The sequence below is a fragment of the Chryseobacterium sp. sg2396 genome, from assembly GCF_042610505.1.
Classification (GTDB): Bacteria; Bacteroidota; Bacteroidia; order Flavobacteriales; family Weeksellaceae; genus Chryseobacterium.
Map to the genome: position 1 here is coordinate 116,299 of NZ_JBHGAQ010000007.1, position 21,946 is coordinate 138,244.

18 protein-coding genes and 5 tRNA genes are annotated in these 21,946 nt (G+C 41.9%); 10 read left to right on the forward strand and 13 right to left on the reverse strand.

Going from position 1 to position 21,946, the window contains the following annotated elements:
• Window positions 1-40 precede the first annotated feature (40 nt).
• Window positions 41-1,441: an aspartate ammonia-lyase gene (gene aspA / locus ACED20_RS09500; protein WP_378104283.1), complete on the reverse strand. Its 1,401-nt coding sequence runs from the start codon at window positions 1,439-1,441 to the stop codon at window positions 41-43.
• A 111-nt stretch (window positions 1,442-1,552) separates the two neighbouring features.
• Window positions 1,553-2,581: an N-acetylmuramoyl-L-alanine amidase gene (locus tag ACED20_RS09505; RefSeq protein WP_378104286.1), complete on the reverse strand. Its 1,029-nt coding sequence runs from the start codon at window positions 2,579-2,581 to the stop codon at window positions 1,553-1,555.
• 137 nt (window positions 2,582-2,718) lie between these two features.
• Here ACED20_RS09505 and ACED20_RS09510 point away from each other — a divergent pair.
• From ACED20_RS09510 to ACED20_RS09530, 5 genes are all read left to right on the forward strand, one after another.
• Window positions 2,719-2,803 (forward strand) — tRNA-Ser (locus tag ACED20_RS09510).
• A gap of 18 nt (window positions 2,804-2,821) precedes the next feature.
• Window positions 2,822-2,896 (forward strand) — tRNA-Pro (locus ACED20_RS09515).
• Between the two features lie 50 nt (window positions 2,897-2,946).
• Window positions 2,947-3,020 (forward strand) — tRNA-Arg (locus ACED20_RS09520).
• A 49-nt stretch (window positions 3,021-3,069) separates the two neighbouring features.
• On the forward strand, window positions 3,070-3,324 hold the full coding sequence (locus ACED20_RS09525) for a GIY-YIG nuclease family protein (protein ID WP_295220957.1): 255 nt from the start codon (window positions 3,070-3,072) through the stop codon (window positions 3,322-3,324).
• Between the two features lie 102 nt (window positions 3,325-3,426).
• Window positions 3,427-3,681, forward strand: coding sequence for a GIY-YIG nuclease family protein (locus tag ACED20_RS09530; protein ID WP_295220957.1), 255 nt, complete (start codon window positions 3,427-3,429; stop codon window positions 3,679-3,681).
• Window positions 3,682-4,448: 767 nt separating this feature from the next.
• Here ACED20_RS09530 and ACED20_RS09535 read toward each other — a convergent pair.
• Window positions 4,449-5,078 carry a response regulator transcription factor gene (locus tag ACED20_RS09535; RefSeq protein WP_294322551.1) on the reverse strand — a complete coding sequence of 210 codons (630 nt, stop codon included), beginning with the start codon at window positions 5,076-5,078 and terminating at the stop codon, window positions 4,449-4,451.
• Entirely contained in the window at window positions 5,071-7,077 is a 2,007-nt protein-coding gene (locus ACED20_RS09540; protein WP_378104290.1) for a sensor histidine kinase, read from the reverse strand. The genes ACED20_RS09535 and ACED20_RS09540 overlap by 8 nt, the downstream gene beginning before the upstream one ends.
• A 390-nt stretch (window positions 7,078-7,467) precedes the next feature.
• Between ACED20_RS09540 and ACED20_RS09545 the strand changes: the two genes are divergently transcribed.
• The 5 genes from ACED20_RS09545 to ACED20_RS09565 all read left to right on the forward strand — a co-directional run bounded on the left by ACED20_RS09545 (window position 7,468) and on the right by ACED20_RS09565 (window position 10,037).
• Window positions 7,468-8,019 carry a hypothetical protein gene (locus ACED20_RS09545; protein ID WP_294199525.1) on the forward strand — a complete coding sequence of 184 codons (552 nt, stop codon included), beginning with the start codon at window positions 7,468-7,470 and terminating at the stop codon, window positions 8,017-8,019.
• A gap of 15 nt (window positions 8,020-8,034) precedes the next feature.
• A complete protein-coding gene (locus ACED20_RS09550; RefSeq protein WP_294199526.1) occupies window positions 8,035-8,652 on the forward strand; it encodes a carboxypeptidase-like regulatory domain-containing protein in 618 nt (205 codons plus the stop codon).
• A 162-nt stretch (window positions 8,653-8,814) separates the two neighbouring features.
• Window positions 8,815-9,597 carry a hypothetical protein gene (locus ACED20_RS09555; RefSeq protein WP_294199527.1) on the forward strand — a complete coding sequence of 261 codons (783 nt, stop codon included), beginning with the start codon at window positions 8,815-8,817 and terminating at the stop codon, window positions 9,595-9,597.
• 275 nt (window positions 9,598-9,872) lie between these two features.
• Window positions 9,873-9,947, forward strand: a tRNA-Pro gene (locus tag ACED20_RS09560).
• 16 nt (window positions 9,948-9,963) lie between these two features.
• Window positions 9,964-10,037: transfer RNA gene (locus ACED20_RS09565), tRNA-Arg, on the forward strand.
• Window positions 10,038-10,343: 306 nt separating this feature from the next.
• Here ACED20_RS09565 and ACED20_RS09570 read toward each other — a convergent pair.
• From ACED20_RS09570 to ACED20_RS09610, 9 genes are all read right to left on the reverse strand, one after another.
• Entirely contained in the window at window positions 10,344-10,667 is a 324-nt protein-coding gene (locus tag ACED20_RS09570) for a hypothetical protein (RefSeq protein ID WP_345767460.1), read from the reverse strand.
• 67 nt (window positions 10,668-10,734) lie between these two features.
• Window positions 10,735-11,295: a GNAT family N-acetyltransferase gene (locus ACED20_RS09575; RefSeq protein ID WP_294294901.1), complete on the reverse strand. Its 561-nt coding sequence runs from the start codon at window positions 11,293-11,295 to the stop codon at window positions 10,735-10,737.
• 24 nt (window positions 11,296-11,319) lie between these two features.
• Window positions 11,320-12,159: an SH3 domain-containing protein gene (locus ACED20_RS09580; protein WP_378104297.1), complete on the reverse strand. Its 840-nt coding sequence runs from the start codon at window positions 12,157-12,159 to the stop codon at window positions 11,320-11,322.
• 22 nt (window positions 12,160-12,181) lie between these two features.
• Window positions 12,182-13,009 carry a 50S ribosomal protein L11 methyltransferase gene (prmA, locus tag ACED20_RS09585; RefSeq protein WP_294230765.1) on the reverse strand — a complete coding sequence of 276 codons (828 nt, stop codon included), beginning with the start codon at window positions 13,007-13,009 and terminating at the stop codon, window positions 12,182-12,184.
• 586 nt (window positions 13,010-13,595) lie between these two features.
• The gene (locus tag ACED20_RS09590) at window positions 13,596-14,309 is read right to left on the reverse strand and encodes a 3-ketoacyl-ACP reductase (protein WP_294230767.1); all 714 of its coding nucleotides are present in this window, start codon (window positions 14,307-14,309) and stop codon (window positions 13,596-13,598) included.
• 179 nt (window positions 14,310-14,488) lie between these two features.
• A complete protein-coding gene (locus ACED20_RS09595; RefSeq protein ID WP_294241279.1) occupies window positions 14,489-16,072 on the reverse strand; it encodes a calcineurin-like phosphoesterase C-terminal domain-containing protein in 1,584 nt (527 codons plus the stop codon).
• 204 nt (window positions 16,073-16,276) lie between these two features.
• Window positions 16,277-17,725 (reverse strand): SusD/RagB family nutrient-binding outer membrane lipoprotein, encoded by a 1,449-nt coding sequence (locus ACED20_RS09600; protein ID WP_378104301.1) that lies wholly within the window; start codon window positions 17,723-17,725, stop codon window positions 16,277-16,279.
• A gap of 10 nt (window positions 17,726-17,735) precedes the next feature.
• The gene (locus tag ACED20_RS09605; RefSeq protein WP_378104304.1) at window positions 17,736-20,717 is read right to left on the reverse strand and encodes a SusC/RagA family TonB-linked outer membrane protein; all 2,982 of its coding nucleotides are present in this window, start codon (window positions 20,715-20,717) and stop codon (window positions 17,736-17,738) included.
• Between the two features lie 441 nt (window positions 20,718-21,158).
• Window positions 21,159-21,902 (reverse strand): glycerophosphodiester phosphodiesterase family protein, encoded by a 744-nt coding sequence (locus ACED20_RS09610; protein WP_294241273.1) that lies wholly within the window; start codon window positions 21,900-21,902, stop codon window positions 21,159-21,161.
• Window positions 21,903-21,946 lie beyond the last annotated feature (44 nt).

A 21,946-nucleotide genomic window follows, 5' to 3' on the forward strand; every position in this document is an offset into this window, starting at 1 on the left:
ATACCTTTCATCAATAATAACTTATCACTTATCACTTATATTATTTATTGTGCGGTTTCAGCATATTTTTAGGATCGAGGATCTCATCCAGCTTTTCCTGAGAGAGAATTCCTTTTTCCAACACCAGGTTGTAGACGCTTTTTCCCGTTTCCAAAGCTTCTTTTGCAATCGCAGTAGAATATTTGTACCCGATGTAAGGGTTCAGCGCCGTTACGATGCCGATGCTGTGCTTCACCATATTCAGGCAGATCTCTTTATTGGCCGTGATGCCTACGATGCACTTTTCACGCAGCGTGTCCAAGGCATTTCCTAAAAAGTGGATGTTTTCCATAATGGCGTGAGAAAGCACGGGCTCCATAACGTTGAGCTGCAACTGTCCGGCCTCTGCCGCAAACGTTACCGTAAGATCGTTTCCGAAAACTTTAAAGCAAACCTGGTTCACCACTTCCGGAATCACAGGATTTACCTTCCCAGGCATGATCGATGATCCCGGCTGCATCGGCGGAAGATTGATCTCCGAAAGCCCGGCTCTCGGCCCTGAAGCCAGCAGCCTCAAATCGTTGCAGATCTTTGATAATTTTACGGCAAGACGCTTCATCGCCGAAGAATAGATTACATACGATCCGGTATCCGGTGTCGCTTCTACTAAATCCGGAGCAGAAACTACCGGAAAGCCCGTAAGCTCTGCTAAATTTTTCGCACAAAGCGTGGCATATCCGACAGGCGCATTAATCCCCGTTCCGATGGCCGTTGCTCCCATATTGACTTCTACGAAAAGACCGGCATTGTTATTCAATTTGGAAATATCTTCTTCCAGCGTTGCGGCAAATGCTTCAAACTCCTGTCCTAAGGTCATCGGAACCGCATCCTGAAGCTGTGTTCTTCCCATTTTAATAACATCCTGAAATTCGCGGCCTTTTTCTCTGAAAGCCTCTACAATTTTTTCCAGCTTTTTAACCAGCGTAGTATTCATCTGCAGCAATCCCATTTTAATGGCTGTAGGATAGGCATCGTTGGTTGACTGGGAAAGGTTGATATGATCATTCGGCGAGCAGAATTCATATTGTCCTTTATTTTTTCCCATTTTTTCAAGGACTCTGTTGGCAATAACCTCATTGGCGTTCATATTTATTGAAGTTCCTGCTCCTCCCTGGATCATATCCACCGGAAACTGGTCGTGCAGTTCGCCGTTAATTAATTCATCACAGACTTCCGCAATAGCAAAGTATAGTTTCTCATCCAGCAGCCCCAGTTCGTAATTGGTCTTTGCCGCGGCCTTTTTTACGAAAGCAAGCCCCCTGATGAATTCAGGATAGGAGGATAAAAGCTGTCCTGAAATTTTAAAATTATCAATTGCCCTTTGGGTCTGTACTCCATAATAAGCATGTACCGGGACATTCAGTTCGCCCAATAAATCGCTTTCTTTTCTAAAATCTTCCATAATTTCTTAGTTAATGTAACAGTTTAAAAATGTAACAATTTAACAATAAAAGCATCGTATAATTCTTCTATTGACAGATTGTCTCATTGGTAAATTGATACACGGTTACATTTATTTTACCGGATATTTCTGGTTTAACGCCTGTAGGATGGAATACGTCTCCGCATCCATGATTCCGTCATAATTCTGCGGGCGGAAATGGTACTGGAAGGCTTCAATTGTTTTTTTCGTCGCATCGTCCCATTTCGCACTCAGATCCAATGCATAACCAAATTTCTGTAATTGCGTCTGTACATTCATGATAAAGGCCGCATCATTATAGGTTGCCTGAAAATCAGTAGAAGTTGCCAGGTCATAATACCCCTGTTTGATGGCATCATCGTACCACATTCCGATCTGGTATTCGTCATACAGTCTTTTCCACGGAAATAAAGGTCCGGGATCCTGCTTTCTGGTAGGAGCAATATCCGAATGGGCCAGGATATTTGTTGCCGGAATATTATATCTTGCCACAATATCTTTCACCAATGCGGCTACCTTCTTTACCTGTGCCTCATCAAACGGCATAAAAACCCTTTTTCCTGAAGCATCGGTCGTGAAACCTGCATTTACAATTTCGATTCCGATAGAGTTATCGTTCAGATTACGGTCGTTTCTCCAGGCACTTACTCCGGCGTGATAGGCACGTTTGTTTTCGTCCACCAGCTGATAAATTTCGTTATCCCCGGTATTGTTCACCAGGTAATGCGCACTCACCGACTGTTGGGAAAGCACCGTAATGGATTTATCATCCGGCAGAGCGGTGTAATGCAGGATCAGGTACCGCTGTCTGAAATTCTGTGCAATGGCCGGGAAATAGGTTTTCACCACTTTGTATCCTGCCGGCTTTGCAGAGACGATGGAACCGTAGCTTGCAGTATTGTCGTTTTTGGTAATATCAGCGATATTGGTCATGAAAAATTCCACACCGTGATCGGTAGTAATTTTCGGTTTAGGCTTATCTGCAGGAGTTGTTTTTCCGGCCGTTTTTGCCTGTACCACAGGTGTTCTCGGGATATACTGTTTATTTTTCGCATTCTGCCGGGAAGTACAGGAAAAAACAAGGGTGCTTAATCCGATGATATATAATGTATTACGCATAAGTTTAATTTTTTTGCCGTTTATTACCTCAAAAATACGGAAATTTTTCTTGAAAAATATTTGGTAAATAAAGAAATCTGTTCTATATTTGCACTCGCAATAACGGAGTAACGATCATTAAAAAACAAAGATAAACAGGAGGGTTGCCGGAGTGGTTAACGGAGCAGTTTGCTAAACTGTCGACGCGAAAGTGTCGCAAGGGTTCGAATCCCTTACCCTCCGCTTTCTTATATATCTTTTCGGGGCGTAGCGTAGTCCGGTCATCGCGCCTGGTTTGGGACCAGGAGGTCGCAGGTTCGAATCCTGCCGCCCCGACTTTTTTAAACGCGCTTAATTACTTACTAAGCGGGAATCAACTTTATAATGGGTGCGTAGCTCAGCTGGATAGAGCATCTGCCTTCTAAGCAGACGGTCAAAGGTTCGAATCCTTTCGCGCTCACAAAACCTTGCAACTTTGTTGTGAGGTTTTTTTGTTTTATATTATCTCTATGTGCTATTGTTATATTCTTTTTTCTGAATCTTTAAACAAATATTATGTCGGGCATTCCTGTGAAAATTTACAGGAAAGATTGCGAAAGCATATTTCTGATCATAAAGGATTTACTTCCAAAACTAAAGACTGGATCATTATCTATTATGAACTTTTCAATTCAAAATCCGAAGCATACGAGAGAGAACGAGAAATAAAAGCTTGGAAAAGCAGTTCTAAGATCAAAAAATTATTCAATAATTCAGCTGAATAAGAGCATCCCGATCGCAATCGGGACGGTCAAAGGTTCGAATCCTTTCGCGCTCACAAAACCTTGCAACTTTGTTGTGAGGTTTTTTTGTTTTATATTATCTCTATGTGCTATTGTTATATTCTTTTTTCTGAATCTTTAAACAAATATTATGTCGGGCATTCCTGTGAAAATTTACAGGAAAGATTGCGAAAGCATATTTCTGATCATAAAGGATTTACTTCCAAAACTAAAGACTGGATCATTATCTATTATGAACTTTTCAATTCAAAATCCGAAGCATACGAGAGAGAACGAGAAATAAAAGCTTGGAAAAGCAGTTCTAAGATCAAAAAATTATTCAATAATTCAGCTGAATAAGAGCATCCCGATCGCAATCGGGACGGTCAAAGGTTCGAATCCTTTCGCGCTCACAAAACCTTGCAACTTTGTTGTGAGGTTTTTTTGTTTTATATTATCTCTATGTGCTATTGTTATATTCGGATCAAGCATAAAAGTTGGGGACTAAACAAAAATGTTTAATTCAATCTGAAAAAAGGAGCAGATCATGTGCAAAAAGCCATGAGATAATAGTTTTTCCCCAACGGGGCTATTAAAATCAATGCTCTTGTCTGTATTCCATTAAAGGCAATCCCTATTTAAAGTTCCTTACTACTCCCTACTTTTTTCTCTTTAAATAAAATACCGAAAACAAATTAAATGCCCCAAATTTATATTCAATTACAGTTTTGAAATCCTTTGATTTTGAATAAAAAATCAAAAGGGTGATAACTGACAATTACTTTCAAACATTTTTTACGATTCGTAATGTAAATCGTTTTGTTCTGAAAAAGATAAAAATAGTCCTTTCTCACACGAAAGCTGCATTCATCAACATTCATTGTGATCAGTTCTCTTTTTAAATTTTCACCGATATTTTCGATTCCATATTTATAAAAATTTTTGTTGGATGTCTTTTCTAAATCCCGGGTGTTATCAACTTTCAGGCATTGGAAAACATGATTTAATTTATATTCAATATAAAAGTTGATACCAAAAGAAGCGGTAAGGCATCCCAAAACCCACCTGTAAATGTTATTTTTTATCATTAGAAATATAAAAGCAATTCAATCTTTGTATATCAGAATTTACATCAATCCCGCCCTGACGGCCTTCATAATAAGCTCAGCCAAATTCTTTACCTCAAATTTCCGGATCAGGTTCCGGCGGTGGGTATCTACCGTAAGGGAACTCAGAAATAATTCTTCTCCGATCATCCGACTTGTTTTTCCTTCCGCCAAAAGGGCCAGGATTTGTTTTTCGCGGCGGGTAAGCTTGAGATTATTTTCATATCCGTTCCTGGAGGGACGGCTGATCATTTCGATCACCTCACGGCTGTAGCAGATGTTTCCTTCCAACGCACCTGCAATACAGTCCCTCAGCTCATGAAGCGAACTGTTTTTTAAGAGGTAGCCGCTCGCGCCGTTCTGTATCGCCTGCAGAATAATACTGCGTTCCGTATGATTGCTGAGGATGAGTACAATAGTGCTTTCGGATATTTCTTTAATTGCAAGACAAAGATCTATTCCACTGATATCCGGCAGGCTGATATCCAACAGAACAAGGTCGACACGATGGTTTTTTAAAAATCCGAGCAGCTCTGTGCCATTGCAGAATCCTTCGAGAATTTCCAGATTGACCTCATGAGAAAGAAGGTTTTTAAGCCCTTCAATCACAATGGGATGATCATCAACAATTACGGTACGTAATTTATCCATCTGTAACAGTATTAAGTTCAATATTAACCGTTGTTCCCTCGCCGGGCGAAGAAACGATTTCGAGCTGCCCCTTCAGGTAAGCAATCCGGTTTTTCAGGTTTTCGAGACCCATTCCTTTGGTGTTCTTAAACGCGGAAGGATCATATCCGGCTCCGTCATCCTCAAAAGTAATAAAAATAACAGATTCGTTCTGGCTGCACTGCACCAGAATCCGGGCAGCATCCGCATGGCGTATGGCATTGGAAACGAGTTCCTGGATGATGCGGTAAATATTCAGCTGTACATTCAGAGGAATATCCTTCCTGATATCAAAAAATTCACAGGAAATTTCCAGCCCGTTCCGCATATAAAATTCGCAAAGGTCTTTGAGAGCGGTTTCCAGTCCGAATTTCAAAAGGGTTTCGGGAACCATATTCCGGGCAATGCGCCGGAGCTCAGTGACAGCAGAATCTAGCTGGTCTACAGTTTTCCTGAAGCGTTTATTTTCCTCTATTTCAGATTGATCTTCAGCCCATGAAGAAAGGCTGATCTTTACGCCGGCGAGCATTCCGCCCAATCCGTCATGCAGGTCACGGGCTACGCGTTCACGTTCACGCTCTTCTCCATCCAGCATGGCTTTGGTAACTTTCAGCTGCTGTTTTCTTTCCAATTCCTCGAGCTGCTGCCGGTAATTGATTTCTTTCTGTTCGGCAAGTTTTCGCTTGCTGCGGGCATTCACAATGGCAAAACCGAGTATGGCAAACAGCAGGAGACATCCGATGGCCAAAATCCCGCTGTACAGCCGTTCGTTTTTCGAATTCAGCGCGGCCTGGCGGTTCTGCGACTGAAGGTTCGCAATTTTCCGCCTGTTCTCCGCCGTACGGTATCTGGTTTCAAGCTCATTGATCTTCAACCGGCTTTCACCGGAATTGATACTGTCGTTTAATTTTTTCTGCACATCCAGCCAGGAATAAGCGGACCGGTAATCTTTCAGGGCGGCATTTGTTTTGGCAAGTTCACCGTAGATCATGGCTTTATCGATAGAATTACGCATCAGTGTCCGATCTTTAACGATATCCATGAGGATATGACGTGCATTCTGAAAATCTTTCTGACGGCTGTAAATATCATATTTCCGGAACAATAGCTGCTGAACCATCTGTTCCTGATGGTACTTTTCTGCCATGACAATTCCCATACCTGCACTTACCAAAGCTTTATCCAAAGCATTAACCGTTGTATAATATAAAGTTTCATTATAATAATAAAGGGTATTGTTCACCGAATCCGGATATGGTTCCAACAGTTTTTTTGCCTTGTGAAGCAGGTACAGCGCTTTTTCGCTCTGCTCTGTATAACAGCAGACACTTACCCCGTTTAGATAAGCAAATAACATCGCACTCGACTTCGGAGCTGCCTTTTCAAGAATGGAGACCGCTTTCCGATTATACATCAGGGATTTGGAAAACTGGGCATTATTCATGAGTATAGTCGCAAGCTGGGTATAATAATGACCGACCATTACGGGATTACGGGCACGCTCTGCATACGGAATGGCTTTTTCCAGCGTGATTTTGGTAATGAAGTCATATCCTTTCGCATCTTTATTCATCAGTGCGTAATTGTACCATGCAGCGGCCAGCTTTTCATAAGCTCTTTTATCACGGAAAGGAGTCAGTTTACGTATTGCCTCCTTAAACGCTGCCGAGGCTTTTCCCGGATCTGAATTAAAATAGTACTGCCCTTCATAAAAAGGAATCACCGCCTGTTCATAAGAGGATCTTCCGGCCAGCTTTTTTCCTGCAGCCAGATGGATTTTGCTTTTAAGGGCATCTTTAAATTTCCAGTAATCCACCAGCGTAAAATGTGCTTCAGCTTTTACGGTATCAGCGGCCCGATCCGACAATAAAACTTGTTCCAGGCTGTCGACATATCTTTTTTCATCCAGCGGAATCTGCTGCTGCGCAGACAACCCAAAAGGCAAGCAAAGGCAGATCAGAAGCCGATAATAATTTATCATTCTTTTTTTAGTACTTCTCAGCATGTGAGCATGTTTATATTTAAGAGTAATTCCTGAGCAGATGAAGATCTTAATTTTGCTCATCAATTTACATTTGGTAATAGGTTAAACGCTTAAAGTTCATTTTAAATTTTACTTTGATTTTATTTATTAACATTTTTCTTTTACTTCATTCAAATCCTGTGGGCATTTTATACCGGGATTACCGTTCATTACTGGTTTTATCTACAATGTAAAGATGCAGCAAAAATTATTATTATCCCTCATTTTCATGGTTTTCGGCTAAAAACTACTCAAAAACCAGTAGAAAAAAATTACATATAAACGGGTATTTTATGTCGTTTTTCAACCGCTTAATTTTGTGTAAACCTAATCCAAATACGCAAAAGTATGAATGTATTTTTTTTAACCGGCAGGGTATCCAGAATCTTTTTCCTGCTGATCTTATTATGCATGGGATTATCTTCCTGTTCAAATAATGACGAAGTTTCGGATCATTCCGAGGACTATTATTTCAGAGCCTCTTTAGACAACAGAAAGGTAGATTTTCATTCCGTAATATTTCAGGGTGGCGGAAATGATAACCGCTGGGAGCATATCGTTATCGGAGGGAATGAAAAATCTTCTCCTACCGATGGCAGCCTTCCTTCACCTTCGCTCGATTTCGAAATATGGAAACAGGGCGGTGATATCAAAGCGGGTACATATGCCACTCCGGAAGAACAGGGAATGATTGCACGCTACGCCGTACAAACCAATAACGGAACCTTACTCTACAATACCTCCACCGCTAATGATGTTTTTACGGTTCATATAGAAGCAATCAGTAAAGACGGCATTAAAGGAACTTTTTCAGGAAAAGTAAGATCCATGGAAGGCAATGTGATCAATATTACAGAAGGATCTTTCAATCTTCCCTATGATAAAATGATCAATCCTTAATAAAAACACCATCACATGAAAAAGATATTTTTAATCCTGCTCACCGCCGCAGGTACCGCCGCTCCACTGACTGCGCAATATAAAGAACCGGAGAAAAAAGATAAGAAAGAGGTTTTTTATCCTCAAGCCGTTTTCGATTCCCTTGAAGCTAAGAAAATGTTGGCCAGGGGCAAATCCACTATAAAAGGAATAGCATTTACGAAAACCCGAAACAATATGGGCATCAAGGCGGGAAACCGCATTTACGCCAATCAGATCAAAGTGGTACTGCTTCCGGTAACGCCTTATTTTAATGCATGGTACCAGCTACGAAAGGAAAAAGAGAATGCAAGGAAAAGACGGTATGTCTATCTTTCGGACAATGCTTACCGATACCGGCTGGAAGCGGTTACCAACAGCGACGGAGAGTTTACTTTTCCGGAAATGAAACCGGGAAAATATTTTCTGCAGGGTTTCCTTCCCTACACCAAAAACGGCTACTACCATGAATACACCGGTGCAGGATACAACAGCTACGGAGGCCGTACCAATTATTACGAGCTCAAACAGTATGCTGTTAACCATGAAGACCGGATTGAAGAGTTTGTTGAAGTAAAAGCAGACGGAGAAGTCGTAAAAGTACGGCTGCATTAAAAGTTGTCTATCATTTCTTTCTCAATATTTTTTTTGCCGGTTGCGCAGATCTTACAGTCTGGATACCAACTGAAATCTGCGTAACAGGCAAACCTATCCATTCCACCAAACCATCACTACATATATTTTAGTTACACCTCCAACACCAAATCACATTTATTTATGCTACATCCGAAGTTTCAGATCCGTATCCTGTGTTTACCGCTTATACTTTTACCACTGCAATCCCAGGCACAGCTGAAAGAATTGTGGAATAAAGCAAAGGAAAAAACAGAGAAAACCGTTGATCAGCTGATTACCAAAAAGAACAGCCAACGCGTTGAAGAAATCCGGGTCTCCGAAAATTTCATTACGGGAAATATTCCGGTTTTTTCAGAAGATTTTTCGGCTTACAAAGCGGGCTCCTCCATTTCTTCGATAAAGAGCAACGGACTGGCCGCCGTAAGCATACTGAAAGGATATCCGGGAAAATGGATGCCGCTTGAAGATAAAGCGACATATAAACTTTCAAAAGCCTTATCTTATCCTGATCATTTTACGGTAACGTTTGACCTGCTTGCAACAGGGGATCAGATAAAAGATATTGCCCCGCTGTCTTTTGGCTTTGCGCCGGACAACAGCACGAAGGAATACATGGGGATTTCCGGCACCTACGTAGAGCTGCAGTATTATGACAGCAATATGGTGAATACCGGAAGCAAAAATCCTGAAAAATATGCCAATCATACGTTTGATCTTGAACCCTATCTCAATAAAATCCTGCATATAAGTCTTGAAGTAGAAGGAGAAAGGATGACGGTTTACCTCGGCAACCGGAAATTAGCGGACGGAATATTCTTTGCTCCTTCGGCAGCTAAAAATTTTTACCTGTCTGCTCCCTGGGAATACCATAACGGTGCAAAGGTATTTCTGGGAAATATTAAGATCTCAGGTTTCGGTAAGTAAATTCCAGACGATTTGTCTATACTCTGAAAAGGACAAAATAATGAAAGTCATGAAACGAGTCCGTTTTCGCCCTGCTTGTGCTGATTATATCTCAAGAAATCTCAGGCATTCCTTTTTCTTAATATAATGGTAATGAATCAGGTAAAGCCGTTAAAATAATACTGTGAAAATATTATCTAAAATTTACCCTAAAATTATTTTCATAATTCAAAAAAACATTATACATTTGCAACCACAAAAAACAAGGTAATCTTCCTTGTTTCGATGACCTCAATCGGGGCGTAGCGTAGTCCGGTCATCGCGCCTGGTTTGGGACCAGGAGGTCGCAGGTTCGAATCCTGCCGCCCCGACTTCAAAAACACTTTAGGGTGCGTAGCTCAGCTGGATAGAGCATCTGCCTTCTAAGCAGACGGTCAAAGGTTCGAATCCTTTCGCGCTCACAAAACCTTGCAACTTTGTTGTGAGGTTTTTTTGTTGTAGGCAGAATGATTCAGCTGGATAGAGCATCGCGATTTCAACCGGAACGTTTAAAAATTCGAAATCGGAGATTCTGTGAAATCAAAGCAACTTCTGTTTCGAAATTCTCATTTTTTAATGGTTTTAAAATATCCGGTTTTTAGAATCAGTATAAGGACAGGACCAGTTTTTAAATCAATAAATTCAGTAGATAATAAACGTAACGGGCCTTTGAAACCCGTTAGGTTTGTGGCCGTCAATCTATATTTTTTTACTGATATTTTATATATTTATCGACTCTGCAGCAATTCGGCTTCAATAAATTGCAAAGCATCTTCATATTCGTTATCGGACCAATAACCAATTTCAATCTGTTTGTTTTCATTCCATAATATTATTTTTTCACGTAACGGATCAAGCTGAATACAAAATGAACTTTGACCATTATAGTATACGGCATAACTGTCTTCTGTCTGGATATTTATCCGTTGGTAATACTGAAAATCTTTGAAAACATCAGGCAACCGTTGTTCGATCTGTCTGTAAAGGTCTTTCCCGAAACCTGAATAACGCCTGTCAACTGCTTCAGGATTTTCAGGAACAAAATCTTCCATTATTCCCAGCATAGAATTTTTCATATTTATGACTTCGTTTTTCTTAATCCGGGCAAAAGATCAGTTCTTACATCATGTTTAATTTGGCATACATTTCCAGGCTGATGAATTTGCCGTCTTTCAGTTCACAGTCTCTCATGATGCCTTCTAGCTCAAAACCCAGGCGGGCCATTACTTTCTTGCTGTTGTTGTTTTCCGTTTCTACGACGGCTTCGATCCGATGGAGCGACATTTCCCGGAAGGCATAGTCACAGGCAGCCTTTCCTGCCTCTACGATGATTCCAGCACCCCAATATTCAGGCAGCAGCCAGTAGCCCATTTCGATTTTCCTGTGCTCTTTGCTCCGATTATTGAATCCGAGCCCGCCTAGAAAAGTTTGATCATATTTATTGCAGACCGCCCACCAGATTCCTTTTTCTTCTTTTTCGATCAAGGCAAACCAGTCCATCTGTTCCTGGGTAGCTTCCAGGCTTTCATAGCTTACCCCGTAATGTCTGATAACCTCCGGATGTGACAGTCCTCTGTATACGGATTCAATATCATCCTGTTGAAATCTCCGCAGCAGCAGTCTTTCGGTAGTTAAAACCGGGAAAAGATCTACATGGCCTTGGTTCATATTGTTTTTCATTAGTCTGTTTTCAAATTAACAGGTTTATTTCAGCCGGTAAACCGTACCGTCCCAAAGGTAAGTTTTTGAAGCTTTTTTCTTTTTCTCGCGGTCTTTTTCATCTTTTTCCATTTCCTCCATTTTAAAGATGAACGCATTGGGAATTCCGCCTTTATCGTTAGGAAAAACAAATTCTTCGTGATGGTAGTATACATCCGCATCACCTACGCCCATCAGCTGAGGCAGGGCAACGAGTTTTTTACCGGTACATAAAATATACTGATCATACCCGGGTATTCCGCAGGCTTCTCCGGAGATAGCGGCCTTTAAGGTAAATTCCACATTTTTGAGTTTGTGGTTGCTTTCCACCGTAAAAGTTCCGTAGCTCAGACTTTCTCCTGAGCCCGTTTCAAAGGAAACTTCATCGATCAGGGTATTGCCTTCCATCATCTTGACTGCAGCGATGTTTTGCTGAATGGTCTCAGCAGGAAACTGCGGATCTTTTTTGGAAATGGTCTTTGTAAGACCCAGCAGGAAGTCATAGCCGTTTTTACTCAGGTAACCTGTACAGAGGTTCCCACCCCAGATATAACCTTCGGAATTCCGGCCGTTTTTATCGTAAGAAATTTTGTACCAGCTGGCCACCCTCTCGCCCAGCTTCAGGACCTTTTCTTCTTTTTTGAGGATCAAAACCTGTTGATTGGGCTGCAGAGAATCCAGGATCTGTGCATTTACTTCAGGAGCCTGCCGGATCCTTGCACAGGTGGTAAATATTTTCTGCGGTTTATTTTGATCGAAATTAAAAATTCCGTCGGCATACATTTCTTCCTGCGCAAACACGAATTGAACGATAAGCAGAAATAAAGCGGTAAAAAAGGTTTTCATATTAATATTTTGTTGGTGGTGTTTATTTTTCGAGAAGCAGGCTCACCCACTCTTCCCGCTGCAGTTTTCTGGTAAGCTCAAGCCCGTTTTCTTTACAGACTTCAAGAATATCGTCCACATCAAAAAAACACAGTCCGGAAAGCAAAAGTTTCCCTCCGTCGTTCAGTACGGTCACATAGGTCGGAATATCTGAGATCAGGATATTTCGGTTGATATTGGCCAGAATGATATCGTAATGTTCCTTTCCTAAGTTTTCAGCGGTTCCTAATTCGATGTCCAGCTCTACGTTGTTCCGGGCAGCATTCTCTTTTGAATTTTCTACGGACCATTCGTCGATGTCGATGGCTTTCGTTTCTCCGGCTCCGTTCTGCTTGGCGTAAATGGCCAGCACGGAAGTTCCGCACCCCATATCCAGCACTTTTTTATCCTGGAAATCAATATCCATCATCTGCTGGATCATCAGGTGGGTGGTTGGGTGGTGCCCCGTTCCGAATGACATTTTCGGCTGGATCACAATTTCATGCATTCCCGGAACCGACTCGTGGAATTCAGCACGGATCAGCACTTTATCGTCGATATTGATCGGCTCGAAGTTCTTTTCCCACTCTTCATTCCAGTTGATGTTGGGCATTTCTTTGAAGGTATATTCGATTTTTACTTCTTCGTTTTCAAAAAGCGGCAAGACCTTCAGTTGCTCTTCATTAAAAAGGTCTTTCTGAATATATCCTAAAATTCCCTCCAGCTCTTCAGTGAAACTGTCGAAACCGATTTGGATCAGTTCGGCCATCAATATTTCGTTCCACGGCTGAAGCGGTGTAATTCTGAAATCGAATTCTAAATAATTTTGCATGTGAATAATTTGCTGCAAAAATAAATATTTAAAAATTGAATTTTTAAGATTACGGGTTTAAATTGCAGATTGACGTTTTTGAAGGTCTGTAGAAATGAAGTAAGCCGGAGAAGAACTTTAACACATAAGACACATGAGATTGAAGAGATTCTTATTGCGCATACTTTAGAGCACATTAGATTAAAAAAATCTCTGATTTTTTTAATCTATACAATTGCTCGGTGGCTGAGCGGAGTCTAAGCCACGCCTCATTTATGCAGATCTGTTTAAAATGAACGGAAATTTAACCACAAAAGAGGCAAAAGACATTTATACTTGTATAAAGAAGATGAATGATTCATGCTGAAGAAAGCGCACAAAAGTTTTAAAAAATCTTTGATTTTTTCTGCTGACATGATGAACAATTGAAGTATTTAAACCTTTGATTTAGTTCATTATAACACATCCAACACACAAAAAAATCCGTGAAAATCTGTGTCCATCTGTAGTTACATTTAACAAAAAAAACGGGCCGGAGCCCGCTTAAGATATGCAATCAGGTTCTTAAGATAAAACTTTGAACCTGAAACTTTGAACTTTAAACCGATTACGGGTTCGTTGAAAAAATAGAGCCGTTGGCGATCAAAGCGCGTCTGTTCATTTTCAGAATGTCTCTTACCCATTCGGCAAAATCTTCCGGCTGAAGAACTTTCTCAGGATTTCCGTCTGTTAATCCGCCCTGGATGCTCATATCGGAAGCGATGGTGCTCGGTGTTAAGGTAATAACACGGATGTTCTGTTTTCTCCATTCCGCCATCATCGACTGTGATAAAGAAACTACCGCTGCTTTGGATGCGGCATAGGCCGACATGTTCGGACCGCCTTTTAGACCGGCTGTTGAGGCCACGTTTACGATATCACCTTCCCCTTTTGATTTCATGAAAGGATATACCGCTTTGGCCGCATAATAAACTCCGAAAAGATTGGTTTTGATGACCTGTTCCCATGTTTCGGAAGGCATTTCTTCGATGGATCCGAAATCGCCGATCCCCGCATTATTGATCAGGATATCCACACCGCCCAGCTGCTCAGCTGCCAATTCGATTCCCGCTTTTACCTGGATTTCATTATCTACGGAGAAGACCGCATAGGTTGCATTGACTCCAAATTTTTTGATCTCTTCAACGGTCATTTTAAGGTTTTCCTCATTTCTTCCCGTGATGGCTACGTTTACGCCTTCAGCAGCTAATGCTAAAGCCACCGCTTTTCCCAGTCCTCTTCCGCCTCCGGTAACGATGGCATTTTTTCCGTCTATATTCATTTTTTAGAATTTTTTATTCGTACGGCAAATTTACGAAAGATGATTTGGAAATACAGGTACCGGACGATATTGTGATGATTGATATAATAAATTTTTAAGATTTAGATTTAGGTATAGGTTAAAATTAAAACCGACTCAATAGGAGCCGGTTCCGTTGAAAGTATAGTAATAAATGAAAATTAAGGAATAAGGATCTGGTTCTGCACCTCAAATTCATCCATCGCGGAGAACTGGTTTCCATACATATCGGTTGCTCTTACCTCAACTTTATGCTTTCCTAAAGAAAGTTTTTTCGGAAATTCGCCTGTCCAGATGTGCTTTGAACTTTCCGGGTTGGAAGGCCTTCTGCCGGTCAGCATATTTTGCGCGGTATCCCATTTATAAACCGAAAGGGCAAAATTCGGGTCCACTGTTTCATCATACTGCATTTCTTCCCATTTGTCGCCATCGATTCGGTATTCCACCTTGTCTTTTTTGCTTCCCATAAAGAAGTTCGCCAGCACTTTGGCAGAGGTTTTTGAAGGGAAAGGAACCACCTTCGGAACGTATAGATTAATCTGGTAATCTTCCGGTTTTCCGGCGGTTTTGTATTTCACTTTATAACCGTTATCGCTGAAGCTGATGAAAGAATATCCTTTGGTGGTACCGTCTCTCATAGTAGAGGTCGGAAGCCCCATATCATCGGAGGTTCCGGACCACCAGTCGCCGCAGGTTGTCCCGACGTTGTATTCATGAAGGTCTTTGAAACCGTTCCAGCCCGCTTCTTTGCCATAAAACAGCTGCTGCTGGATGTGGGTGTGTGCCGATAAAAGCAAAGCATTTTTAAAAGGCGCCAGGTTATCGAACAGTTTCTGACGGTCTGAATTCCTGAAGTTATCTTCATTCTTATGCTCCAATGGAATATGGAAAGAAACGACGATCAGTTTGTTTTTATCCACCAGTTTCAGGTCGTTCTCGATAAACTGCAGCTGGTCTTCGCGGAAGCCTCCCCAATAGCCTTTTCCGTCACGTGGGTCCGGGTACAGGATGTCATCCAGCACCATGAAGTGGACATTTCCGTAATTGAAAGAATAGTTGGCCGGACCGAAATTGGATTCAAACGTCTCGTCGGAAAGCATATCTTCTTTTGCATCATAATTCATGTCGTGGTTTCCCATCACATTGTACCAAGGAAGCCCGACCTCTTTCATGACATCGGCGTAAGGTTTCTGAAGGCTCAGATTGTCCCCTACCAGATCTCCGAGGCTAATTCCCAGCACCGCGTTTTTCTTGGTATTTTTCACTTCATTAATGATGGCTCTTTTAAAATAATCCAGTTGTTTCTCAGTGTAAGGCTGCGGGTCCCCGAATACCAGGATATCAAAATTCTTGCTTTCGTTCTGCCTGTTCAGGGCAAAATTGATTTCTTTCGGAAGTTCCCCGGTTGGTGCGGAACCTTTGTATTTAAAATCAGCCGGTGAGCCTTTCGGTTTGTACTGGTAGTAGTATTGCGGAAGATTGTTTGCATTTACCGGTGTCATATATCCGGAAGGCTTGATGACAAAGATCGTCTGCCCATCCTGAACCGGCAGGCTGTACCTTCCGTTTTTATCGGTAAGTACGACCTGAGCGCCGTTGGAAACCGCTACGCCTTCGATTCCCTTTTCCCGGTTTTCTTTCTTCTGGTTTTTATTCCCGTCTTCATATACATATCCAGAAACGGAGGCCTGAGAGAATGCCATGGCTGAAATCAGCATGCATGGCATTAAAAATTTTATGTTCATTATTTTATTCTGTTGAATTATTTACTTTAAATATCTGTTGCTTGGCACATGGCTTTCGGAACCCGGAATTCACCAAGTTTTTTTTTGACTGCAACACTGTTTTTAATTTTCACAAAGCCGTTCTACTTATAAGAGAACACAAAGGTTGTTATTGGCAAATCTTTAGATAATCAGCTTTTGAACAATTGAGTTTTTACGCTTTGATTATTTATTCCACCAAACTTTTACGTTGATATTGTCGCCGCCCATCTGCTGTACGGCTGCCTGGTAATTGGAGGTATTTAAAACTCTTGGGTTTGGTGGGTACATCAATCTTGACGGCATGATTCCGTTATTCAGCAATCCCCCGTTGTTCGGAAGTACCGGGAATCCGGTCCTCCTTTTTTCAAACCACTGCTGCTGGTCTACGAAAAACAGGGCGACGTATTTCTGCAGCATGATCCTTTCCAGAGTTCCGTTGTAAGCCACTTTAGGATTGGAGAAATAATTGGAAGGCATTGTAGAACCCCATTGTTCAATGGTTGCTTTTACCCCGTTCTCATAAAAGGTTTGTGCATTTCCTGAAATAATCCCTTTAAAAGCCAGCTCCGACAGAATAAACTGCAATTCCGCATAAGGATATACCAGAATGTTCAGCGGCGCTTTGGCCAGGTTCTGGTTCATGTTGGAAGGCTGATAATCGAAGACCATTCCGTAGGCATATCCTGAGGGAGCGCCTTTATAACCGATATTCGATCCCTGAAGGTTTTTGGCCTGGCTGAAAAACAAAGCCATTCTCGGATCATTATTTCCTTTCAAAGTTTCAACAAAAAATTCTGAAGCGGCACGCCCGGTGGTAAAATCCTGCGGCCTTGCGATCGGCGGCATCAGCGGAGCCACTCCGGTAATATTCAGTTTTGCCGTTTCCGAATTGCTCTGGAATACAGGATAAACGGTAGGGTTATTCACGATTTCCTGGATTCTTTCATATACATTCACTTCACCGTTTTTTGCCATGATCCTTGTAAGAAGCCTTAAGCTGAGAGAATTACAGAATTTTTTCCAGCTCGTTATTCCGTTGACGTCATTGTTTGCATTGTAGAACAGATCGGGTCCCGTTAAGGTTTTTGTGGTAACGAAAAGAGAATTTGCTCTTTTAAGATCATCCAGCATCTGGATGTAGATGTTTTTCTGCTGATCGAATTTCGGCTGGCTGATTCCTTCATCCAGTCTCGACGCTTCGGTAAAAGGTACGTCTCCGTAGGTATCGGTGAGGTTGGAATAGGCCCAGGCATTCAGGACCAAAGCAATGGCTTCATAATTTTTATCGTTGCTGCTTACTGCAGATTTTTTCATTTCATAAATCTGCTTGGCCCATTTGTAGCTGTTGTTCCAATAGCCGGCTCCCGTATTTTCAGTAATATTGTACCGGCTCAGGGTATTTCCTTCGTTGGGAAAATCCAGGGAAACCTGCATGATATCGAAGGTAAAATCATTCGCTCTCGAATATCCTATGGAAGCCAGGTTATATTGCAACGGCGCCAGAAAGCTGGATACTTCAGGCTCGTAGATCTTGCTGTCGTCTATATTTATTTCATCAGAAGTTCTGTCGCAGGAAGCGGCTGTAACTGCCAGGCCTGCCAGAAGCATATATTTAACTATTGTTTTTTTCATGTCTTAAGATTTAAAATTTTACATTAAGCTGGAAACCGATCGTACGTGATGCCGGCAATTGCCCCATTTCCACACCCGGCGTGATGGTGGCATTGTCCAAAGTAGCTGCTTCAGGATCAAAAAGCGGGAATTTGGTCCACATCCAGAGATTCTTCCCGAAAAGCGCCAGGGTTAAGTCTGTAATTTTTAACGGCCCCGTCACCGATTTCGGAAACGAATAGGCAATTCTGGCATCTCTCAGTTTAATAAAGGAAGTATCGAATGTATTGGTTTCTACGTTGGCCCTTCTGTAATAGTCGGCATAGTAACTGGATACCAGGATTCCTTTTGTATTCGGCACATACGAACCGTCGGCATTCTGTACAACGCCCTGCCCGACAATCATCCCTCCGGGGTTGTCTCTTCCTTCCAGTGTATGAGCGAGCTTGCCCTGTTCGGACATTTTGTGGTGCGACTGAGAATAAGCCATTCCTTTGTACTGTCCGTCGAAGGAAAAGCTTATGGAAATATTTTTATACCTGAACTCGTTCTGGATTCCGGCCCTCCACTTCGGATAGGCATTTCCAATTTTTTTCATCTGCGCCGGCTTTGCCGTCAATCCGTCGCTTCCGTATACGACCTGTCCGTCCGGAGCGTACATCAGCCCGTATCCATAAAGATCTCCGAGTGATCCTCCTACGACTGCATTGTAGTATACCACTCCCCCGACACTTGCGTAAGTGTAGGGCTGCCCGCTGAATTCTTCAGGGAGGGATAAGATTTTGTTCCTGTTCATCGACCAGTTTGCCGATACATTCCACATGAAGTTTTTATTTTTTATAGGATAGGCGTTCATCATCATTTCGATCCCCCGGTTCCTGATTTCTCCTGAATTGATTACCCGTTGGGTATATCCCGTTTCCCAAAGCACCGGAACGTTTCTGATGATCTGGTCTACCGAGTTACTCTGGTAAGCAGTAATATTATAGGTTAACCGGTTGTTGAAAAGGCTGAAATCCATACCTCCTTCTATGTTAGTGAGCATTTCCGGGCGTAAGTTCGGGTTGAGGTAACGGCTGGAAACTTCAACAGACCCGGGAAACGCAAGACTCGGATTATAATAATTCTGCAGCTGGTAAGGTTCGGTATCGTTTCCGGTCTGTGCCCATGAAGCTCTGAGTTTCCAGAAATTGAACCGGTTGCTCTTCAACCCGAAAATATCGGAAAGAATGAATGAAGAAGATACCGACGGGTAAAAATACGATCGATTTGCTTTAGGTAAAGTACTGCTCCAGTCGTTACGGGCGGTTACATCCAGGAAGATTTTATCTTTGTAGCTTAATGAAGCCAGCCCGTATACGCTGCTTACCATTTTATCGTAAGGCTGCGGGATATCGAAACGTTGCGATATGGCATTGGTGAGGTTATAAACGCCTGCCTTTTTAAGACCCAGCGCATAATAATCCTTGGTCAGCTGTTCAAAATACTGGGTAGAACCTCCAGCCGTTGCGGAGAAGTTGAAGGCACCGAATGTATTTTTATAATTGATCATCAGATCATTATTAAAATTGAATCCGTCCACATACTGCTCTCTGTAATATCCCTGAAGGAAGTTTGCTGAACTCCAGGGCCTTTTCTGGGTACGGAACTCATCATTGATCGCCATTCCGGATCTGAGCAGTACATCAAAATGCTTATCGATCTGATAGGCCAAGCTTACATTCCCTACGATATTCTGCTTGTCCAGGCTGTTAGTCATTTCGTAAGCAATCAGATAAGGATTATCGATATAGGAGCTGAAAGGGTGAATCTGGTCAACCTGTTCCTGCCCGTTTTTCCAGATCGGCCGGTACCATGCCAAATCCACATTCGGATTCTGGAAGATCATGAAATAGGAAATCGATTGGTTATTGTATCCCGTAGCAGGAAGATTATCGCTTTTCGTCTGGTTATAGGATAATTTGATGTTGGCCTTGAAACGTTCATTGATTTTATGGTCGACGGAAATAGCGGCTCCCCATTTTTCAAGACCTGTATTTGGCATCATCCATTCATTTTTGAGGTAAGAAAGCGATGCCCTGAATGCGGTTCTCTCATTGGAATTTTCGATGGAAAGGTTGTTTGAGAACGTGCTTCCCACTTCCCAGAAATCCTTGATGTTGTTTGTATAAGGCCTCCAAAGCTGTCTTTCCTTACTTTGCCCCTGTACGGTAGGATCATACTGGAAAAAAGACTGTCCCTGGAATTTCGGTCCGAAAGCACTGCTGGTAGAACCCGTATTTACCCCATCCGGCGATAAACCGTAGGAATAATAGTAATTCCCGTTTTTATCCTTCTGCAAAGTTCCCTGGCCATATTCGTACTGATAGTCGGGCCATTTCAGAACCGATTCAAAACTGGTATAAGAGTTGAGCGTTACCTGAATCTTCCCGTTTTTTGTTTTTCCGGATTTTGTCGTAATCATAATGGCTCCCAACGCACCTCTGGATCCGTATAAGGCGGAGGCACTCGGCCCCTTTAGTACAGTGATACTTTCAATATCATCAGGATTGATGCTGCTCAGGTCGTTTCCGTAATCGATCGGAACATCTCCTCCCGCACCCGCACCGTAGGCCGGCGTTCCGGTACCTACCGTTCTGGAATTCAAAGGCACACCGTCCAGAACAATCAGTGCCTGGTTATCAGCCATGCTGCTCATAGAAACATCTCCCCGTAAAGTAATTCTTGGGGTGGCAAGAGGTCCGGCCCCGGCAGTCTGAATTTTGAGTCCGGCAACCTTTCCTTCCAGCGCACTGGTCCAATGCGTGTTCTGTGTTCTTAACAGTTGGTCCGAATTGATGGTTTCGGTAGAATATCCAAGGGCTTTGTTCTTTCGTTTGATTCCCAAAGCGGTTACTACAACCTCATCAATGTTTTTAATAGTGTCTTTTTTTGCCTTTTGCTGGGCAGCTACTTCTACACTGACGAGTCCTAATAATGATAAGATGAGTACTTTTTGTGTTGCTTTACGCATATCCTTATTGTTTGCGCAAAAATAAAACGACAATATGAGTAAGGGTTTAACGCGATTTTAACAGATATTAAAGAATTATTAAACGAAATATTAATTTATGTTTAACAGAGAAAGATATATTTTTGATTAACAGCCAATTAAAACGATTAAGCATTTTTAATATGATAAGGTCAGCTAATTTACCTAATTTTATTGTCTTTTTATGAGAAATTAAAACATACCACAAGGGTACCACAAAGCATTTCGTGTTTAAAATTAATACGTATTTAAAGAATTTTACGCATTTTCAAAAAATACCATAGCCGCACAAATTATGATAAGCGCAATATGCATTGAATTCCATTCACATTGTTGTAATTTGAAAGATGCTTTGTATGCGTATGCAATAAAAACAGTCCGCCCCAAAGAGACAGACTGTTATAAAGGTTATGTAAACCGGATTTATTTTTTAAGCTGATCCGGAATATTGGTCGTAATAAATCCGATGCCCTGCTTTTTCAGCTCGTCTGCAATGACAATGTCATTTACCGTCCAGGCGTTGGTAATCAATCCCAAAGCTTTCGCGTCTGCAATCCAGGTCGGGTTTTTCTGGAAAATACTGTAATGGTAATCCAGCCCGTCCAGTCCCTCGTCTTTGATCTGCTGCGGAGAAAGCTCCCCTTTCAGGTACTGTACTTTAAACGAAGGCTCCAGCTTTTTAATTTCCTTACAGATATTCAGGCTGAAAGAAATAAACTCGCACTGCGATCCCAGCTTCATGTCTTTAATCATTTTAATCGTTTTTGCCGTAAGCTCATCTTCTTTTTCCTTGGTCTTGTCCGGCTTGATTTCAACGATCAATTTCAGGGTTTTGTCCTTCTTTCCCTGTTTCAGATAATCTTTTAAAGTAGGAAAGTCTTCGCCGTTGGATAATTTTACTTTTTCTAACTCTTTGAAATCGGTTTCGGAGATTTCCATTTTGGCGTGGTGTTCGTCATGGTTAATGACCAAAACCCCATCCTTCGTCATCCGTACATCGAATTCGGAGCCGTAGATCTTTAACTGTTGTGCATTCTCCAGCGACTTCAGGGAATTTTCCGTGGTCGGTGGCTGGGTCTGCCAATAGCCTCTGTGGGCGATAATCCGGGTTTGTGCCTTCATTACAACGGTGCTTAAAACTGCCAACCCTAAGATAAAATTTTTCATAATATAAATTAAATATTAAACTAAAAAGCTTTTCAACTTTCAGA

Bases quoted from the DNA above. Each gene is read 5' to 3' on its own strand.
- aspA (WP_378104283.1), bottom strand. From the start codon at position 1,441: ATGGAAGATTTTAGAAAAGAAAGCGATTTATTGGGCGAACTGAATGTC.
- ACED20_RS09505 (WP_378104286.1), bottom strand. From the start codon at position 2,581: ATGCGTAATACATTATATATCATCGGATTAAGCACCCTTGTTTTTTCC.
- ACED20_RS09525 (WP_295220957.1), top strand. From the start codon at position 3,070: ATGTGCTATTGTTATATTCTTTTTTCTGAATCTTTAAACAAATATTAT.
- ACED20_RS09530 (WP_295220957.1), top strand. From the start codon at position 3,427: ATGTGCTATTGTTATATTCTTTTTTCTGAATCTTTAAACAAATATTAT.
- ACED20_RS09535 (WP_294322551.1), bottom strand. From the start codon at position 5,078: ATGGATAAATTACGTACCGTAATTGTTGATGATCATCCCATTGTGATT.
- ACED20_RS09540 (WP_378104290.1), bottom strand. From the start codon at position 7,077: ATGATAAATTATTATCGGCTTCTGATCTGCCTTTGCTTGCCTTTTGGG.
- ACED20_RS09545 (WP_294199525.1), top strand. From the start codon at position 7,468: ATGAATGTATTTTTTTTAACCGGCAGGGTATCCAGAATCTTTTTCCTG.
- ACED20_RS09550 (WP_294199526.1), top strand. From the start codon at position 8,035: ATGAAAAAGATATTTTTAATCCTGCTCACCGCCGCAGGTACCGCCGCT.
- ACED20_RS09555 (WP_294199527.1), top strand. From the start codon at position 8,815: ATGCTACATCCGAAGTTTCAGATCCGTATCCTGTGTTTACCGCTTATA.
- ACED20_RS09570 (WP_345767460.1), bottom strand. From the start codon at position 10,667: ATGGAAGATTTTGTTCCTGAAAATCCTGAAGCAGTTGACAGGCGTTAT.
- ACED20_RS09575 (WP_294294901.1), bottom strand. From the start codon at position 11,295: ATGAAAAACAATATGAACCAAGGCCATGTAGATCTTTTCCCGGTTTTA.
- ACED20_RS09580 (WP_378104297.1), bottom strand. From the start codon at position 12,159: ATGAAAACCTTTTTTACCGCTTTATTTCTGCTTATCGTTCAATTCGTG.
- prmA (WP_294230765.1), bottom strand. From the start codon at position 13,009: ATGCAAAATTATTTAGAATTCGATTTCAGAATTACACCGCTTCAGCCG.
- ACED20_RS09590 (WP_294230767.1), bottom strand. From the start codon at position 14,309: ATGAATATAGACGGAAAAAATGCCATCGTTACCGGAGGCGGAAGAGGA.
- ACED20_RS09595 (WP_294241279.1), bottom strand. From the start codon at position 16,072: ATGAACATAAAATTTTTAATGCCATGCATGCTGATTTCAGCCATGGCA.
- ACED20_RS09600 (WP_378104301.1), bottom strand. From the start codon at position 17,725: ATGAAAAAAACAATAGTTAAATATATGCTTCTGGCAGGCCTGGCAGTT.
- ACED20_RS09605 (WP_378104304.1), bottom strand. From the start codon at position 20,717: ATGCGTAAAGCAACACAAAAAGTACTCATCTTATCATTATTAGGACTC.
- ACED20_RS09610 (WP_294241273.1), bottom strand. From the start codon at position 21,902: ATGAAAAATTTTATCTTAGGGTTGGCAGTTTTAAGCACCGTTGTAATG.